This window comes from Phenylobacterium sp. (genome assembly GCF_046291545.1).
Classification (GTDB): domain Bacteria; phylum Pseudomonadota; class Alphaproteobacteria; order Caulobacterales; family Caulobacteraceae; genus Phenylobacterium.
The window spans coordinates 134,371-150,619 of the sequence record NZ_JBKBSM010000002.1 but is presented as its reverse complement, the minus strand read 5'-3'; the positions used below and the strand labels follow the sequence as shown (position 1 = coordinate 150,619).

Annotated in this window: 17 protein-coding genes; 11 read left to right on the top strand and 6 right to left on the bottom strand. The window is 68.9% G+C overall.

What is annotated here, in order from left to right:
* Window positions 1–35 precede the first annotated feature (35 nt).
* The 4 genes from ACK4YQ_RS07210 (at window position 36) to ACK4YQ_RS07195 (ending at window position 2,913) form a co-directional block, all read left to right on the top strand.
* Complete coding sequence (locus tag ACK4YQ_RS07210) at window positions 36–1,550, top strand: L-aspartate oxidase (RefSeq protein WP_409609804.1); 1,515 nt, start codon at window positions 36–38, stop codon at window positions 1,548–1,550.
* Entirely contained in the window at window positions 1,535–2,389 is an 855-nt protein-coding gene (gene nadC, locus ACK4YQ_RS07205; RefSeq protein ID WP_409609802.1) for a carboxylating nicotinate-nucleotide diphosphorylase, read from the top strand. Before ACK4YQ_RS07210 ends, nadC begins: the two co-directional genes overlap by 16 nt.
* Before the next feature lie 78 nt (window positions 2,390–2,467).
* The gene (locus ACK4YQ_RS07200) at window positions 2,468–2,680 is read left to right on the top strand and encodes a hypothetical protein (protein WP_409609800.1); all 213 of its coding nucleotides are present in this window, start codon (window positions 2,468–2,470) and stop codon (window positions 2,678–2,680) included.
* Between the two features lie 2 nt (window positions 2,681–2,682).
* Window positions 2,683–2,913: a hypothetical protein gene (locus ACK4YQ_RS07195; protein ID WP_409609798.1), complete on the top strand. Its 231-nt coding sequence runs from the start codon at window positions 2,683–2,685 to the stop codon at window positions 2,911–2,913.
* A 202-nt stretch (window positions 2,914–3,115) separates the two neighbouring features.
* Here ACK4YQ_RS07195 and ACK4YQ_RS07190 read toward each other — a convergent pair whose 3' ends face one another.
* A complete protein-coding gene (locus ACK4YQ_RS07190; RefSeq protein WP_409609796.1) occupies window positions 3,116–3,799 on the bottom strand; it encodes a DJ-1/PfpI family protein in 684 nt (227 codons plus the stop codon).
* A gap of 80 nt (window positions 3,800–3,879) precedes the next feature.
* On the opposite strand from ACK4YQ_RS07190, the gene ACK4YQ_RS07185 reads away from it, so the two are divergent.
* Window positions 3,880–4,830, top strand: coding sequence for a GlxA family transcriptional regulator (locus ACK4YQ_RS07185; RefSeq protein ID WP_409609794.1), 951 nt, complete (start codon window positions 3,880–3,882; stop codon window positions 4,828–4,830).
* Here ACK4YQ_RS07185 and ACK4YQ_RS07180 read toward each other — a convergent pair whose 3' ends face one another.
* Window positions 4,831–5,853 (bottom strand): cell wall hydrolase, encoded by a 1,023-nt coding sequence (locus ACK4YQ_RS07180; protein ID WP_409609792.1) that lies wholly within the window; start codon window positions 5,851–5,853, stop codon window positions 4,831–4,833.
* Between the two features lie 338 nt (window positions 5,854–6,191).
* Between ACK4YQ_RS07180 and ACK4YQ_RS07175 the strand changes: the two genes are divergently transcribed.
* The 4 genes from ACK4YQ_RS07175 to ACK4YQ_RS07160 all read left to right on the top strand — a co-directional run bounded on the left by ACK4YQ_RS07175 (window position 6,192) and on the right by ACK4YQ_RS07160 (window position 10,302).
* Window positions 6,192–6,374 (top strand): hypothetical protein, encoded by a 183-nt coding sequence (locus ACK4YQ_RS07175; protein WP_409609790.1) that lies wholly within the window; start codon window positions 6,192–6,194, stop codon window positions 6,372–6,374.
* Between the two features lie 224 nt (window positions 6,375–6,598).
* Complete coding sequence (locus ACK4YQ_RS07170) at window positions 6,599–7,147, top strand: cytochrome b (RefSeq protein WP_409609788.1); 549 nt, start codon at window positions 6,599–6,601, stop codon at window positions 7,145–7,147.
* Between the two features lie 122 nt (window positions 7,148–7,269).
* Window positions 7,270–9,474, top strand: a complete 2,205-nt coding sequence (gene uvrB / locus ACK4YQ_RS07165) for an excinuclease ABC subunit UvrB (protein WP_409610674.1) — start codon at window positions 7,270–7,272, stop codon at window positions 9,472–9,474.
* Window positions 9,475–9,840: 366 nt separating this feature from the next.
* The gene (locus ACK4YQ_RS07160) at window positions 9,841–10,302 is read left to right on the top strand and encodes a hypothetical protein (RefSeq protein WP_409609786.1); all 462 of its coding nucleotides are present in this window, start codon (window positions 9,841–9,843) and stop codon (window positions 10,300–10,302) included.
* Between the two features lie 147 nt (window positions 10,303–10,449).
* Here ACK4YQ_RS07160 and ACK4YQ_RS07155 read toward each other — a convergent pair whose 3' ends face one another.
* Entirely contained in the window at window positions 10,450–11,109 is a 660-nt protein-coding gene (locus ACK4YQ_RS07155) for a hypothetical protein (protein ID WP_409609784.1), read from the bottom strand.
* A gap of 323 nt (window positions 11,110–11,432) precedes the next feature.
* Here ACK4YQ_RS07155 and ACK4YQ_RS07150 point away from each other — a divergent pair, with 323 nt between their 5' ends.
* A complete protein-coding gene (locus ACK4YQ_RS07150; RefSeq protein WP_409609782.1) occupies window positions 11,433–12,158 on the top strand; it encodes a biosynthetic peptidoglycan transglycosylase in 726 nt (241 codons plus the stop codon).
* Here the strand turns inward: ACK4YQ_RS07150 and ACK4YQ_RS07145 are convergent.
* Window positions 12,132–12,473, bottom strand: coding sequence for a hypothetical protein (locus ACK4YQ_RS07145; protein WP_409609780.1), 342 nt, complete (start codon window positions 12,471–12,473; stop codon window positions 12,132–12,134). The genes ACK4YQ_RS07150 and ACK4YQ_RS07145 overlap by 27 nt on opposite strands.
* A gap of 551 nt (window positions 12,474–13,024) precedes the next feature.
* On the bottom strand, window positions 13,025–14,455 hold the full coding sequence (locus ACK4YQ_RS07140; protein ID WP_409609778.1) for a caspase domain-containing protein: 1,431 nt from the start codon (window positions 14,453–14,455) through the stop codon (window positions 13,025–13,027).
* Between the two features lie 226 nt (window positions 14,456–14,681).
* Between ACK4YQ_RS07140 and ACK4YQ_RS07135 the strand changes: the two genes are divergently transcribed.
* Window positions 14,682–15,293, top strand: coding sequence for a hypothetical protein (locus ACK4YQ_RS07135; RefSeq protein WP_409609776.1), 612 nt, complete (start codon window positions 14,682–14,684; stop codon window positions 15,291–15,293).
* A gap of 9 nt (window positions 15,294–15,302) precedes the next feature.
* Here ACK4YQ_RS07135 and ACK4YQ_RS07130 read toward each other — a convergent pair whose 3' ends face one another.
* A complete protein-coding gene (locus tag ACK4YQ_RS07130; RefSeq protein WP_409610688.1) occupies window positions 15,303–16,235 on the bottom strand; it encodes a hypothetical protein in 933 nt (310 codons plus the stop codon).
* Window positions 16,236–16,249 lie beyond the last annotated feature (14 nt).

The following is a 16,249-nucleotide window of genomic DNA, read 5'->3' as shown; positions in this document are numbered from 1 at the left end:
TCCGTCCTGCCGGACTGCGACGGGGCCAGGAGCAAGTGATGCCCAGACGCATCGAACATGACGGCGTGCTGATCGTCGGCGCGGGGCTCGCGGGCCTCTCGGCCGCGCTCGCCGCCGCCCCGCGCAAGGCCCTGGTGCTCTCCGGCGCGCCGATCAGCCAGGGCTGCTCCTCGGCCTGGGCCCAGGGCGGCATGGCCGCGGCGCTGTCCGCGGACGACTCCCCGGCCCTGCATGCGGCCGACACGATCGCCGCCGGGGCGGGCCTGGTGGATCCGGAGATGGCCGCGCTGCTCGCCGCCGAAGGGCCGGAAGCGGTTCGCCGCCTGGCCGAGCTCGGCGCCCCCTTCGACCGCGACGCCGCGGGCGGCTTCTCCCAGAGCCTGGAGGCCGCCCACTCCCGCGCCCGCGTGGCCAGGGTCAAGGGCGACCAGGCCGGGCGCGAGATCATGCAGGCCGTGATCGCCGCGACCATGGCCTCGCGCCACGTCGAGGTCCGCGCCGGTGCGCGCCTGCGCGCCCTGCTGCAGGACGCGGACGGCCGGGTGCGCGGCGTCGTCGCCGAAATGGACGGTCAGGCGGTCGAGATCGTCGCCCCCGCCGTGGTGCTGGCCACCGGCGGCGTCGGCGGCCTCTACGCCGTCACCACCACCCCGGCCGAGCTGCGCGGCGAGGGCCTGGCCCTGGCCGCCCTGGCCGGCGCGCGCATCGCCGATCCGGAGTTCGTCCAGTTCCACCCCACGGCCATCGACATCGGCCGCGATCCGGCGCCCCTGGCCACCGAGGCCCTGCGCGGCGAGGGCGCGCGGCTGATCAACGCCGCCGGCGAGCCGTTCATGGCCCGCTATCATCCCGACGCCGAGCTCGCCCCGCGCGACATCGTCGCCCGCGCCATCCACGCCGAGCGCGAGGCCGGCCGCGGCGCCTTCCTCGACGCCCGCAAGGCCGTGGGCGAGCACTTCCCCGAGGAGTTTCCGGCGGTCTTCGCCGCCTGCCTCTCCGGCGGCGTCGACCCGCGCGTGCAGCCGATCCCCGTCGCCCCCGCCTGCCATTACCACATGGGCGGGATCGTCACCGACGCCGAGGGCCGCACCAGCCTGCCCGGCCTGTTCGCCGCCGGCGAATGCGCCTCAGTCGGCGTGCACGGGGCCAACCGCCTGGCGTCCAACTCGCTGCTGGAGGCGGCGGTGTTCGGAACTCGCGCCGGCCGCGCCGCCGCCGCCGAGTCCGCCCCCGCCGGCCGCGTCCTGCCCACCCGCCTGTCGCCCGACCTGCCCGAGCCCGCCCTCCAGCGCCTGCGCCAGGCCATGAGCCGCGACGCCGGCGTGGTGCGCGATGCGGCCGGGCTGTCGCGGCTGCTGGCCGAGCTCGACGCCCTGGACGTCGCCTACGGCCGCACCCTGCCGGTCCTCGCCGCGCGCCTGGTGGCCGACGCCGCCCTCGCCCGCCGCGAGAGCCGCGGCGCCCACTTCCGCCGGGATTTCCCCCTGCAGGCCGAAGCGGCCCGCACCTTCATCACGCTCGCCGAGGGCCGTGCATGTCAGGCCGCCTGATCGAACCCCTTCCCGACCTCCTGATCGAGCCGGTGGTCCGCGCCGCCCTGGCCGAGGACCTCGGCCGCGCCGGCGACGTCACCGCGATGGCCTGCATCGAGGCCGACGCCGAGCTCTCCGCCGTCTTCGCCGCCCGCAAGCCCGGCGTCGTCGCGGGCCTGGCCTGCGCGCGGATGGCTGTGCTCGCCCTCGATCCGTCCGCGCGCTTCGAGGCGACGGCGCAGGACGGCGAGTCCGTCGGCGCCGGCGCGCCCCTCGCCAAGGTCCGCGCCAACGCCCGCGCCTTGCTGTCGGCCGAGCGCACCGCCCTGAACCTTCTGGGCCGGCTGTCCGGCGTCGCCACCCTGACGCGGGCCTATGTCGACGCCGTCGCCGGCACGCGCGCGCGCATCGTCGACACCCGCAAGACCACCCCGGGCCTGCGTCACCTGGAAAAGTACGCCGTCCGCTGCGGCGGCGGGGTCAATCACCGCTTCGGCCTCGACGACGCCATCCTCATCAAGGACAACCACGTCGCCGCCTGCGGCGGGGTGGGCGAAGCGGTGCGCCGGGCCAAGGCCTTCGCCGGCCATCTGATGAAGGTCGAGGTCGAGGTCGACACCCTCGAGCAGTTCCAGGAAGCCCTTCGCTACGGCCCCGACGTCGTCATGCTCGACAACTTCGGCCCCGAGGCCCTGGCCGAGGCCGTGCGGCTCAACGCCGGGCGGGCGGTGCTCGAGGCCTCCGGCGGCGTCAATCTCGACACCGTGCGGGCCCTGGCCGAAACCGGCGTGGACGTCATCTCCGTGGGCGCCCTCACTCACTCCGCCCCGGTGCTCGACATCGGCCTGGACGCCTGACCGTCGGCGGCCTCTGATCGCGCCGGGGGCCGGAACAAGGGCCGCCGGCAGGGGTTCCCCTATGCATAGGAGGACCCCATGACCGCCAAGTCACCGCCCATCCCGCCCGAACAGCGCAGCTATCGCGGCCAGAAGGCCGACGTGTCCGGCGACACCCAGGGCCGCCGCGACGAGACCACCGGCCTGCAGTCCACCGAGCCCGGCGATGGCGACGTGAACCTCAAGGAGCAGGGCCGCCAGGGGAACATCAACCAGAACACCCATCACCAGGGCTATCAGCAGGACCGCTGACCATGCCGCACAAGAACCCCGACGCGCAGCGCTGGGGCGGCCCCGGCGCCAGCCACGAGGACCGCACCAAGCCGATGCCCGAAAAGCGCGATCCCCGCGCTCCGGGCGAGCCCACCAACACCCCCTTCAGCCACGTCTCCGGCGGCGGCGGCGAACGCGACCGCCACCACGGCCACGACGTGCGCGCCAAGCGCGACACCGAGGAGAACAGCGCCCAGCGCCGAAAGCCCTGACGCGCGCTCCCGACGTGGGCCGCCCAATCGAGAGGCTCCCCCCTCCGGGGGAACTTGCCCGGAGGGCATGAGGGGGCCGCCCAATCGAGATGCTCCCCCTCTGGGGGAGCTGGCCCGGAGGGCCTGAGGGGGACTGCGGCCCCTGGCGAACGGCCCAACGCCTTGGCCGCCGCGGTCCCCCTCGATCCTCCCTCGCCGGGCCCTACGCCATCGTCAGCCGCGAGGCCGCCTCGACGGCTTCGCGGCGGCCGTCCATCTGGGCGGCCATCAGCGCCTTCACAGCCGCCACGATCTGCGGCGGGGCGATCTCCGGACGGCCCGCCTGGAACGGCGGGGACGGCGCATATTCCAGCCCGAGCTGAACCGACTGGGCCAGGGTCTCGCCCGCCAGCTCGGCCATCAGGGTGAAGGCGAAGTCGAGCCCCGCCGTCACCCCGCCGCCGGTGATCAGGTTGCCGTCCCGCGCCACGCGGCTCTCGTCGACCACCACCCCGAACGGCTCCAGCAGTTCGCGCCAGGCCCAGTGGCAGGCCGCCCGCCGGCCGCGGATCAGGCCGGTGGCCGCCAGGATCAGCGAGCCCGTGCAGACGCTGGTCAGGTATTTCGCGCCCTTGGCCAGCCGGGTCACCTCGGCCATGAACGCCTCGTCCAGCATCGCCTCCGTCGTGCCGAACCCGCCGGGGACGCAGATCACGTCGCAGCGCTCGATGGCCGCAAGGTCGGCCAGCCTGGTGAACACCAGTCCCTCGGCCTCGATGTCCTGGCCGCCCTTGGAGGCGACGGTCACGCGGCCGCCGGGCACGCGCGAAAGCACCTGGTGCGGTCCGGTGAAGTCCAGATGGGTCACGCCCGGATAGAGCGGGATGACGATTTCGATCTCAGCCAAGGCGGCCTCCTGCGGTTGACGCCTGCACCATGAGGGGCCTAGCGTCTGGCGGAAATGACGAAGTTCCCACCTTTTTCGCCATGCGCCGCCTCGACCTCCTGATCTTCCCCGATTTCCAGATCCTCGACGCCACGGGCCCGATCGCCGCCTTCGAGATCGCCGCCCGCTATGCGCCGGGGGCCTACGACCTGCACGTGGTCGCCGCCGAGCCGGGGCCGGTGCGCAGCTCCTCCGGCGTGGCGCTCCTGGCCGAGGGCCTGGAGGACGCCCCGCTCGACACGGTGATGGTCTCCGGCGGCGACGGCACCCGCGCGGCCCAGGCCCCCTCCGTCCTGCCCTGGCTGAAGGCCGCCTCGGCCCGCGCCCGGCGCACGGCCAGCGTCTGTTCGGGGGCCTATCTCCTGGCCGAGGCCGGGCTTCTGGAGGGCCGCCGCGCCACCACCCACTGGAGCCGCAGCGCGGACTTCGCCCGCCGCTATCCTGGGGTGCGCCTGGAGCCGGACCGCATCTTCACCCGTGACGGGCCCGTCGGCGAGGGGGAGATCTGGACCTCGGCCGGGATCACCGCCGGCATCGACCTGTCCCTGGCCATGATCGCCGACGACCTGGGCCAGGAGACCGCCCGCCGGGTGGCCCAGCAGCTCGTGGTCTATCACCGCCGGCCGGGGGGCCAGTCGCAGTTTTCCGCGCTCCTGGAGATCGGCGGCCAGGGCGGCCGCTTCGCCGCGCTGATCGACTGGATGCGCGAGCGCCTGGCCGAGCCTCTCGGGGTCGAGCGCCTGGCCGACCAGGCCGGCATGAGCCCGCGGCACTTCGCCCGGGCCTTTCACGCCGAGACCGGCATGACCCCGGCCAAGGCCGTCGAGCGCCTGCGCCTGGAGGTGGCGCGCGAGCGGGTGGAGGGCTCGTCCGAGCCGATCGACGTCCTCGCCCGGTCCAGCGGCTTCGGCGACCCGGAGCGGATGCGGCGCGCCTTCGTCCGCGCCTTCGGGCAGCCGCCCCAGGCGCTCAGGCGCGCGGCCCGCGCCTGATCAGGAGGCCGCGCCGACCGCGCCCTTGGCGGCCTCGCCCCGGCCGGCGCCGGCCGTGCGTTCGAGCTGGGCCGTCTCGCCGACCTTCGGCGCCGCCGGCGCGGCGGGGACCGGGACGGCGCCTGGCTTGGCGGCCGGCGGCTTCTCCGGCTCCAGCACCAGCGAGGTCAGCCGCACGTCGCTCGGCGCCACGTCGGCCGGGGTCGGCTGCGGGGCCGCATAGACCGGCTCGGTGGTCAGCTCCGGCGCCGGGGTGTCCAGCGGCGCGCGGCGCCCGCCGCGGCCGAAGCGGTAGAAGACGTGCATGCCCACCTGGCCCACCCGCACCAGCCGCGGGCCCCAGGCGGGGGCGACGGCGGTGGTGTGGAAGTGGGTGGCCGCGCCGACCTCGTCCATGACGTAGCCGGACAGCGCCCGCGCGGCGATCCGCTGGGCCCGCGTCCAGGCGCGGATCTCGTAGCCGGAGCGCATCGCCCCGTTGCAGGCGAAGCTGAACTGGCAGCCGCGCCGGCCCGCGCCCTGGAAGACCACGCCGCAGACGGTCTTGGGGAAGGCCGGGGAGCGCACGCGGTTCAGCACCACCTGGGCCACCGCGGCCTGGCCGGCGGCGGTCTCGCCGCGGGCCTCGTAGTAGACGGCCTGGGTCAGGCACTCCAGCTCGCGGGAGGTCTCCAGCGCGCCGGACAGGCGGAAGGGCGCGGCCGGCTCCACCGCCGGCAGGCTGGCGCGCAGCATCAGGTCGTTGCCGTCCCGCCCCGCCGTCTGCTCCAGACGGGCGGCGAAGATGGCGCTCTGGCGGTCGCGCTCGGCGGCGCCAGCGACGGTGAAGGGATCATGGCGGCGGGCCACGCGCAGGACGCCGAGGTCCATGCGGGCCGCCGCCGCCTGCAGGGCGGTCTCGGAGAAGCCCTCGCTGGCGGCCTTCGCCAGGCGCTCGGCCCGAGCGTGGTCCTTCGCCGTCTGCGATAGTCCGCCGGCCATATAGGCGGCGCCCAGCCCAAGGCCGACTCCGGCTCCGAGCAAAGCGGCCGCTGTCAGCGCACGCCACTCGGCGTTCGCCCGCGAAATCAAGTTCAAGGTTATCGTGTCCTATGCGGCGAGGGCGACAGGCCCCCCAACACATCGCCGACGGCGGCCCCTGCTCATGCTGGCAGCGCACCCCGGCGGGCCCGTTCCGATACACGGTGAAGAACGGGCTAAGGCAAAGCGACGCGGCTTATGCCGAGTCTTTAGCCGTCGCGCAAGTCCATATTGCACTGCAGCAAGAAAATACCTTGTTTAGGATTAATCCTCACCGCTTTTCGGAACCCCTGCCGAGCGCCGCCGTTGTTCCTGCCGATTCTTGAGCGGGAACCTCCAACATGCTGAGAACTCTGGCGATACTTGCGGCCTCCGCATCGGCTCTGGCCCTGGCCGCCTGCGGCCACAACGTCGAGGAGCGCGCGGCCACCGGCGCGGTCGCCGGCGCCGTCGTCGGCGGCCCGGTGGGCGCGGCCGTGGGCGGGGCGGCGGGCACGGCGGTCTCCAAGACCGTCGACAAATAGTCCAATCGCGCCATGAGCGCGGCGCGGCTCTTGCTTAGGCCTGCTCCCCAGGGATGGGGAGTTGGAGCATGCGTCACCTGATTGTCGCCCTGGCGGTCCTGGCCGCGGCCCTGGCCGTGGTCGCGATCGCCCCGCAGGGCGTCTGACCCGCGCCGGATTTGCGCTGGATCAAACCGGCGCGCCGCCGGAAAGGCCAAGCTGCGTCCAGCACGGAAGGACGCGACATGGCGCTCGGCAACACACGCCAGGGCTACGGCTGGATCGCCATCGCCCTGCACTGGATCTCCGCCGCCGCGGTGATCGCCCTCTATCTGATGGGCGAGGCCATGGAGGAGGCGCCCGACCGCGCCGCCAGGCTCGCGGCCATGGCCCAGCACGTCTCGATCGGCATGCTGCTCTTCGCCTTCCTCGCCGCCCGGCTGATCTGGACCGCCGCCCAGCCGGCCCCCGCCAAGCTGGAGAAGGTCACCGCCCTGCGCATCCTCTCCTCGGCGGTCCAGGGCCTGCTGCTCCTGATGATCCTCGTGCAGATCGTCTCTGGCCCGCTGGTGATCTGGGCCAACGCCCGGCCGATCGAGGTGTTCGACTGGTTCGCCCTGGCCAGCCCCTTCCCGGCCAAGCTCGAATGGCTGCACGAGGCCGCCGAGGCCGTGCACAAGGCCGCCCCCAACGCCCTGTGGCCGCTGCTGGCGCTGCACGTGCTGGGCGCGGTCAAGCACGCGGTGGTCGACCGGGACGCCACCCTGCGCCGGATGCTCTGGGTCAAGGCCTGAGCGGCGCGCCGCCGCGCCCTGCTGACAGCACCTTGTCAGCAGGCGGCCCCTAGTCTGCGGCCCTGCGCAGTCCTACCTTGGCGGCCATGTCCCGTTCGCAAAGCTCCCCCGGCCTCGCCGACATGTCGGCGGCCTTCGTCTATGACGAGACGGCCATGCCCATGGCCTGGGTCCCGCACCGCCCGGCGCGCCCGGAGAAGTCCGAGGGCGGGCGCAGGTTCAAGCTCGTCTCCAGCTACGCGCCCGCCGGCGACCAGCCCCAGGCCATCGCCGAGCTGGTCGAGGGCCTGCGCCAGCGCGAGCACGACCAGGTGCTGCTCGGCGTCACCGGCTCGGGCAAGACCTTCACCATGGCCAAGGTGATCGAGGAGACCCAGCGCCCGGCCCTGATCCTGGCCCCCAACAAGACCCTCGCCGCCCAGCTCTATTCGGAGTTCAAGAGCTTCTTCCCGGAGAACGCGGTCGAGTTCTTCGTCTCCTACTACGACTACTACCAGCCGGAGGCCTACGTCCCGCGCACGGACACCTACATCGAGAAGGATTCCTCGATCAACGAGCAGATCGACCGGATGCGCCACTCGGCCACCCGCGCGATCCTCGAGCGCGACGACGTCATCGTCGTGGCCAGCGTCTCCTGCATCTACGGCATCGGCTCGGTGGAGACCTACACGGCCATGACCTTCACCCTGCAGCCGGGCCAGCGGGTGGACGAGAAGAAGCTGATGGCCGACCTGGTGGCCCAGCAGTACAAGCGCAACGACCAGGCCTTCGAGCGCGGGACCTTCCGCCGCCGCGGCGACACCATCGAGATCTTCCCCGCCCACTACGAGGACCGCGCCTGGCGCATCTCCCTGTTCGGCGACGAGATCGAGGCGATCACCGAGTTCGACCCCCTCACCGGCAAGAAGACCGCCGACCTGGACGGGGTGAAGATCTACGCCAACAGCCACTACGTCACCCCGCGCCCGACCCTTCGCCAGGCCACCGCCGCCATCAAGGCCGAGCTGAAGGAGCGCCTCGACTGGCTGGTCGCCAACGGCAAGCTGCTGGAGGCCCAGCGCCTGGAGCAGCGCACCACCTTCGACCTGGAGATGATCGAGGCCACCGGCTCCTGCGCCGGCATCGAGAACTACTCCCGCTACCTCACCGGCCGCCGGCCGGGCGAGCCGCCGCCGACCTTCTTCGAGTACATCCCCGAGAACGCCCTCCTGTTCGTCGACGAGAGCCACCAGACGGTGCCCCAGATCGGCGCCATGTACCGCGGCGACTACCGGCGCAAGTTCACCCTGGCCGAATACGGCTTCCGCCTGCCCTCCTGCATGGACAACCGGCCCCTCAAGTTCGAGGAGTGGGAGGCCATGCGCCCGGCCACGGTCCACGTCTCCGCCACCCCCGGCCCCTGGGAGATGGAGAAGACCGGCGGCGTCTTCGCCGAGCAGGTGATCCGCCCCACCGGCCTGATCGACCCGCCGGTCGAGGTGCGCCCGGTCTCCAAGGACGGCTTCTCCCAGGTCGACGACGTCATCGACCAGGTGCGCCGCACCAACGCCCTCGGCTACCGCTCCCTGATCACCGTCCTCACCAAGAAGATGGCCGAGGACCTCACCGAGTTCATGCACGAGCAGGGCCTGCGCGTGCGCTACATGCACTCCGACGTCGACACGGTGGAGCGCATCGAGATCATCCGCGACCTGCGCCTGGGCGCCTTCGACGTGCTGGTCGGCATCAATCTGTTGCGCGAGGGCCTGGACATCCCCGAGTGCGGCCTCGTCGCCATCCTCGACGCCGACAAGGAGGGCTTCCTGCGCTCGGAGACCTCCCTGATCCAGACCATCGGCCGCGCCGCCCGCAACGTCGACGGCCGGGTCATCCTCTACGCCGACACCGTCACCGGCTCGATGGAGCGGGCCATGGCCGAGACCGCCCGCCGCCGCGAGAAGCAGGAGGCCTACAACCTGGCCCACGGCATCACGCCCGAGAGCGTCAAGAGCCAGATCAAGGAGATCCTGGCCTCCCCCTACGAGAAAGACCGCGTCACCGTCCCGGCCGGGCTCGCCGAGACCGGCGACAAGCCCTTCATGGGCGACAACTTCAAGGCCACCCTGCGCGACCTGGAGGCGAAGATGCGCGAGGCCGCCTCCAACCTCGAGTTCGAGACCGCCGCGCGCCTGCGCGACGAGATCAAGCGCCTGAAGCTCATGGACCTGGAGTTCGCCAACGACGCCCTCACCGGCGAGGGCGAAAGCGTCGACAGGGACGCGGTCAAGCGCGTCCGCAAGGAAGCCCGCGCCGAAGCCGCCGAACGCTTCCGCAAGGCCCGCCGCTAACCGCCCCTCCGCTCATCCCCGTGAATGCAGGGCCCCAGGCTCTCTTGGATGCTCCCCCCGGGGGAACTGGCCCGCAGGGCCTGAGGGGGATTTCGCCCACTCCCCGCCATCCCCGCCCTCCGTGGCGGGAACCAGGCCCCGCCCACAGCTTGATGGCGCAATGGCTGTAGTTGAGGCGCGTGTCTGGTGTGCGCCACGAGCCGACATTGGGGTCGAGGCAGGAAGCAGACATTCCATTCACTCATTCCATTCACTCGAACGTAGGTCTGAGACGTGTGTCACTGCGCCTTGCAGCGATGACGCCGCCGTCCGACACTGCCGCAGCAAGCCTAGCCGTGCCCACGATGGACTTGGTAGGAGAAGGCAATGCGTTCAACGGTCACCAGCCTGGGTCTTCTCGCTGCGGCAATTGCGGCATCGCCCTCATCCGCCAAGACTCTTGCCATTTGCGGCGCGGTGAGCGGGCACGCCTATTTCGTTGCAAAGGACCTCGTTTCACCCGAGGAATCTGGGTGGGATGAAGATCGGATTTCCATCGGTCGGATCACACTCAGCCGAGCTGACAACGGCGATCTCGATGTGGCGTATGTTGATGCGACGGGAGACGTATTCTCATCCCGTTCTGAGGGCGCTGCAATAGTCGCCGGCCGCATGACGACGGACGAGGCAGCTGTTTTGGTTGCCTACCCCGGACAGACGATGGAGATTTATCAGTTCGTCAGGAATGACGCCGGTGAGGCGCAAGTGCTTCTGCTGCAAAGCAAAGGTTCACCCATCGCCAAGGCTAGCGTTCTCGTGGGCTCTTGCAGCCTGCTCGACCTGCAATGACTGCTATTCAGCCCTAAGCGGTTGCGCGCCAATTGGGGACCTTGATCCGCCTCCAGAATGCGGCCGTTAGGGTGCAGAACCGAAGCACCTTTGGAGCTTTCTCTGCCACGCACGCCGGGGCACGGCGCCCGCGTCACCACGAGCCATTTAAGCAGGCGCTCCCGGCGGCCGGCGATCCTCTCTCTGTAGTGGTGGAGCAATCTCGCGGCGGACGCGGTCAAACACCTGCTCGAGCAGAGAGAGCACTCCTGGGCCGATCGCATGTGCGTCGCGGGATGCACTGAGGCGCGTGAGCGTCCCATCTTGAAGCGAAAGGACCGCAAAATCATCCGGCTTGCTATCTGTTGAAGCGTAATGCTCCGGAAGCCACGATAGTGCCGCGAATACCATCCGCTGCACGAGCACTGGCCGTTTGGTATTCCAGATATGGATGGCCGTCGCACGCCCATCCAAGGTGAGGCCGAAGTCCGGTTCAAAACGCACTTTGAAAAGCTTCCCCGGGCTCTGAAAGCTCACAGGTGCAAAAGTGAGTAGGGGGCCAGAATGCGAGGAACGCCACTTTTCGAGCAGCGTGAGCGCAGACTTCAGCGAATTGCGCTCGCTCTCACCCTTGATCTTTTCGGCCGCTTGAAGGAGGTCCGCTAGCGCCACTTGATCTACCAGCAGCTTGCGAGCGAAACGCCGCAGACTTCGGTGGAAATCGTAGCCATCACCAGCCGGCAGGTAGCGCTTTCTGACTTCTGTTCGCCGAGGCTTCTCATTCATCGAGAGAAGCTTCAGGACATATGAAAATCCAAGTGTGGGCATTGCCTATCCATTCCGGTCTGATTCGGGAGTAGGACTCTGCACTGAGGACGCGCGGCACTGATGTTCACATATGGTTCCTGCTCAAGGTATATTCAATCTTGCATGGGTGCGTCAAATTTACATCCGCCGCGGGTCGGAACCCACCACGCTTTCCCGCCTCCAGGACGCGCCAGTTCGGGACCTTGGCGCACGCGCCGATGCCGGACGATTGAGGGCCAGAGAGTACGTGACACGCGCCCGCAAAGGCACATGGCCCCATCTAAGGTTGACAAGGGGTCCCCTCACAAGCGTCATTCCCAAGCTGTTGGGTTAGGGCGACTGCCATGAGCTACAAGGACCCCGAACCTCGGTTGTTCGGAGGTGACTCACGGGGGCGGCGTGCTCCGCCTGGCTTGAAGTCGTTCCTGTTCACTCTGAACCTGCAGATGGACTGGCTGCTCGACAGGATTCAGCACATTCGATGGGGTTGCGATCCGATTATTCAGGCGGATGGCGTCACCGAGATCGAGCGGCTCACATTGGTGCTGGAGGACCGTCGGTTCTTCCAGCACTCTGGGATCGACTGGCGTTTCATCCCTCGCGTCGTCCGCCAATTCGTCACGTTCAAGCGCGTCGGCGGCGTCAGCACAATTGAGCAGCAACTCGTCCGGACGATCCTTCAGCGCCGGGAACGCACCATCAGACGAAAATCTAGGGAAATGCTCCTAGCTTGGGTGCTGAGCTATCGGATGTCGAAGCGAGATATCCTACGGACCTATCTCACCACCGCGTACTTCGGCTATCGCCTGCGGGGATGCGACGAGGCAGCCAATCTGCTCTACGGCGCCAACGCAGCAGACCTTGATCCGGAGCAATCAGCGTTCGTGGCCAGTTTATTGGTATATCCCCTACCAAAGGTCGCGCGCGAGAAGGCCGAGCAGTCAGGTCTGCACCCCATCAGCGATCACGCAGGGTACATCCAAATTTTGTCATCTGTAGCGCCGAAGTGGGCCAAACGAATCCGACGAAGGATGGCTTTCGGCCTAGCGCTGAGACTTAAGGCCAAATAGCCGCGTCCAAAGGAATGCCGACGTCAGATTATCCCAATTGCTGTAGCTGAGATCATAGCGACCGGTCAGACCATTGAGATCCTCTCGCTGAATTCGTTCGAGCAGCCGCTGTATGAATTCATATGAACTCTTGCCCAGATAATTGAGCTCTCGCTCTTCTTTGGCGAGGTTCGATTTGCTGCCGCTGCGCAGGGCGGATTCCAATACTCGGCCATTGCGGGCGAAATTGTCATGTAGCTCTTGCTCAAATCTAATGGCCGTCCAGCGATCGAATGACGCCCATAGCTCGGCTTTCGTGCGACCGAGATTGTCCATCTACTCGAATACAGCCGTGCGATACTCCAGGCGCTCAGCTTCGAGCTCAGTGCAATCTCCGCGACGGATGGCCCACAACAGCCTACGCTGCCGATAGAGGCGCTTGTCGATAAGCGCTGAGGCACGCTCGACTGTCGCGAGGGCAGCCTCGGCTCGATCGGTGCGGATCTTCTCCCAATGCTGATGCTTCCAGCTGCGATGTTGTAGCCAAGCACCAACGGCCGTGCCTGCGACTGCCAGCGCCAAACTGAGCACGAGGAAAAGGAAATTAAGTAAGACTTCGCCCATTGCCCCCTCGCGGACGCCACGCCAGCAACTATAGCGAAATCGCGTTCCGGGCTGAACCCGCAAGGCGTCCAGCAGGCATTCACGCCCAGTACAGAAGTTGGGGACGTTTCCAGAAACAGAAATTCCCAATCGCCGCTATGAGCCCGAACAAGCGCTAAATCAATAGCCTCGCTTTGGAGCCGTTGTTTTCCACTGGCGCCTCTACAGCACCTCTCCGGCCGGAGGTTCGCGAAGCACGGCCCGTCGGACGTGAGAGGCCTGAATCAGTCGGTGCTAAGACGACTTGTCGTCTCCTCGATGAGGGCCTCAACGTCGGCTACGAGCTTGCCGACGATCTTCTCGATCAGCGGACCGGGATCACCAGTCCAAGGCTCTTTGTACCACCGGCGGGTGAACTCCATCCCTTCCACCGCGAAATTGTCCCAGTCGGTGCGGGGATGGCGCGTTCCAAGCTCGAACACGTAGCAGTGCTCCAGACTAGGTGCGCAACTCACTACCAAAACCACGCGTTGCAGGACTGAGTACCTAGGCGTCAAGGTAATGCGTAGTTGCGCTCGATCCATCGCCATATTTAGCTCGAGGTGCCAAGTCTCCGACACCTCATCGTCCGAAGAAAAGGCAAGCGTGAGAGCAGAAAAGTCTGGGAAGAGCGTACTGCGGTGCTTCTTCCTGTGTTTCGTAATCGTAGCCGTGACGAATTCATCCGGCCGCTGCTCTTGATTCAACACGCGGATGATGAACCCGCGTGTTGTCTGCTCGTGGAAGCTCTTGTGTTCAGCCACGGCCAGATCGAAGGCGTCTCCAAATCCCTCAGCCCTCAAGCGATGAAGAAGACCGTCGAAGAGCCGATCGATGTAAGCCGGGACATCCTCTTTCTTGGCCATCCGCGCATCCAATTCAGCGAGCCGATCAGCAAGCGTTGGAACAGGTGCTGTGGGAACGGGCTCCACGGTCCCAGCATCCCCCTCGACGGCTTCATCCCAGCCGTAGGTCAGTTTAGATCGGAAGGCCGCGAGCTTTTGAGCGTCGTCGACGAATGTGTCTCGACCAGCACCCTGCAGCACGAACTGCGGTGCGCGATCTGGGTTGCGCCGGTACTCATCTCGAAGGGCGGTGATGATGTCCATGTAATAGACTGGACCTTCGCGCGCTGGCGCAGCGGCGAGGCAGAACCGTTCGGTGAAGGGGCTGAGCTGCGACCCCGCAATTGCATCCTCGGTCTCCCCGCATGCCGCGATCCTGACTAGGTTCTTCAGTTCGGGTTCCCTGGCCGGGAAGAGCTCGTCACTCGACTTCAAGAGGCGCGTCCCCGACTGGCACGCATCGATGACCTGCACAGTGAGTGCGGGCGATGCATCCCGTATCAGTACCAACAGTTCGGTGTCGGAGAGTCCCGTCACGTTGGGGCGTTCGCGGTCGAAATCCACCGGGCAGAGGAAGAATTCCCCCTCTTCGGCGTACCCATGGCCTGAGTAATAAAAGAAGAGTTCATCGAGCCCGTGCAGCGGCTGCAGGATGTCACGGAGGTTACCCTTCAAAGCGGCAGCGTCGCAGTCGACGAACGTGTGGACTGCATCGAAACGCCCAGTCGACTCGAGGAGCGAGGCGAGTGTCTCCACATCCGCCGGGCAGCATGAGAGCTTCGACTCGTGCTTATATTGCGCGGAGGCTATGAGGATACCAATGGCGGCCATTCGCCGATCCTACTGGTTTTTTCTGGGGATGTGAGCAGCATGTGCGCGCTAGCGGGGAGCGCGGTGCCCCACGGCACGCACGACGTTCCTCGAAGCTCGCGGCGGTCCCTTCAAAGGCCGATCTAGAGCGGACACTCCGATGGTCGGCAAAGAGCCCCCTTCAGACCCTCGCCGCCGCGTCGCCAGCCAATAATCCTTGACTCTCCCCTCGACCTATGTTCTCTTTTTGTTCATGGTCGATCCCGAGGAGATGCAGGACAGGCACACCGCCCAGTTGGCGGAGCTGGCCGAGATCGGGATGGGGTTGGCGCGGGTCCTGGCGGGCCGGGCGCAGGCCGCGGAAACGCCCGAGGCGGCCGAGGGCCTGGCCCTGGCTTTTCACCGGATTTCCCGCAGCGTGCGCCTGACCCTGGCGCTGGAATCCCGGCTCGCCCGGGAGCAGGCCGTGGTGCGCCGGGTGCAGGGCCATCGCCGGCGCGAGCTCGACGAGATCCGCCTGCCGCAGGTGCGCCACGCCCTGGCCTGCGAGATCTGGAACGAGGCCGACGGCGCCGAGGCCGAGGCCCTGCTGGAGGACCTGGAGACCCTGCTCTCCGAGGAGGTGCTGTTCGAGCGCCTGTCGTCCGGCCCGCTGGACGCGGTGATCGGCCGCCTGCGCGGCGAGCTCAACCTGTCGGCCGAAGCCCTCGGCGGGGCCCCCGCCAACGATTCCCACGACATGGGCGACGGCACGGACGACGGCCGGCGCGGCGCCGGGGACCATGACCTGGACGGTCCGGGCGACGGCCTGGGCGGCCTCGCCAGCTCGGGCGCCCCGCCGCCGCAGCCCTCCGGCTGAGCCGCCGGCTCACCGGGGCAGGATCAGCGCCACCGGCAGGGCCGCGAACAGCTCGCGCGCCGGCGCCGCTCCCCCGCGCCCGTCTCCCCTCTCCCCTTCCGTCCCCCACCCTTCCGTCCCGGAGAGCGGATCGCGCCAGGGGCCGGGAACCTCGATCGCCGTCTCCCCCCACCAGTCCGCCGGCGGCGTCGCGCGCCCCTCCAGGGCCCGCGCCGTGCGGATCGCCGCCGCGCAGACCACCGGCCCGCGCCGGAAGGCGAGAACGTGCGCGGCCCGCGGCCCGCTCGCCGCCAGCGGCGCGTAATCGGCCCCCGCGAAGGCGTCCGCGTGCGCCCGCCGCGCGGCCAGGGCGCCGGCGATCAGCCCCTGCTTGGCGCCGTCGTAGTCGCCGGCGGCCAGGGCCGCGGCCGGGCTCGCCCGCGCCCCCCGCTCGAGGGCCGCGGCGCGGGCGGCGTAGTCCACCGGCCGGCGGTTGTCCGGGTCCACAAGGGAGAGGTCGGCGAACTCGCAGCCCTGGTAGATGTCCGGCGCCCCGGGGCAGACGCACTTGAGGAAGGCCTGGACGAGGCCGTTGGCCCGGCCGGCCGCCTCGATCCGCGCGGCGAAGGCGGCGATCTCCGCGCGCAGGGGGTAGAGCGCGGCGCTCCCCGTCAGCCGGGCGAGGAAGGCCTCGCAGGCGGCCTCGTAGCCGGCGTCCGGCGCGGTCCAGGAGGTGGCGAGCTTGGCCTCGCGCAGGGCCTTGCGCCACCAGCCGAGCACCCGCTCGCCATAGGCGGCAAGGCCGGCCGCGTCGTCCGCCGCCAGCCCCGGCGGCCAGGCGCCGAGGAGGGTCTGGTAGAGCTGGGCCTCGTCGCCGCCGGCGATCCCGGCGCCGGCCGCCCCGCTCGCCGCCCGCCAGCGGCCGACCGCCTTGGCCCAGTCCTGCGCGTACTCGCTCAGCACGGCCAGGCGCGCGC

Excerpts from the sequence above, each read along its gene's own strand:
- nadC (WP_409609802.1), top strand. The coding sequence starts at position 1,535 with ATGTCAGGCCGCCTGATCGAACCCCTTCCCGACCTCCTGATCGAGCCG.
- ACK4YQ_RS07200 (WP_409609800.1), top strand. The coding sequence starts at position 2,468 with ATGACCGCCAAGTCACCGCCCATCCCGCCCGAACAGCGCAGCTATCGC.
- ACK4YQ_RS07195 (WP_409609798.1), top strand. The coding sequence starts at position 2,683 with ATGCCGCACAAGAACCCCGACGCGCAGCGCTGGGGCGGCCCCGGCGCC.
- ACK4YQ_RS07185 (WP_409609794.1), top strand. The coding sequence starts at position 3,880 with ATGCGCCGCCTCGACCTCCTGATCTTCCCCGATTTCCAGATCCTCGAC.
- ACK4YQ_RS07175 (WP_409609790.1), top strand. The coding sequence starts at position 6,192 with ATGCTGAGAACTCTGGCGATACTTGCGGCCTCCGCATCGGCTCTGGCC.
- ACK4YQ_RS07170 (WP_409609788.1), top strand. The coding sequence starts at position 6,599 with ATGGCGCTCGGCAACACACGCCAGGGCTACGGCTGGATCGCCATCGCC.
- uvrB (WP_409610674.1), top strand. The coding sequence starts at position 7,270 with ATGTCGGCGGCCTTCGTCTATGACGAGACGGCCATGCCCATGGCCTGG.
- ACK4YQ_RS07160 (WP_409609786.1), top strand. The coding sequence starts at position 9,841 with ATGCGTTCAACGGTCACCAGCCTGGGTCTTCTCGCTGCGGCAATTGCG.
- ACK4YQ_RS07155 (WP_409609784.1), bottom strand. The coding sequence starts at position 11,109 with ATGCCCACACTTGGATTTTCATATGTCCTGAAGCTTCTCTCGATGAAT.
- ACK4YQ_RS07150 (WP_409609782.1), top strand. The coding sequence starts at position 11,433 with ATGAGCTACAAGGACCCCGAACCTCGGTTGTTCGGAGGTGACTCACGG.
- ACK4YQ_RS07145 (WP_409609780.1), bottom strand. The coding sequence starts at position 12,473 with ATGGACAATCTCGGTCGCACGAAAGCCGAGCTATGGGCGTCATTCGAT.
- ACK4YQ_RS07140 (WP_409609778.1), bottom strand. The coding sequence starts at position 14,455 with ATGGCCGCCATTGGTATCCTCATAGCCTCCGCGCAATATAAGCACGAG.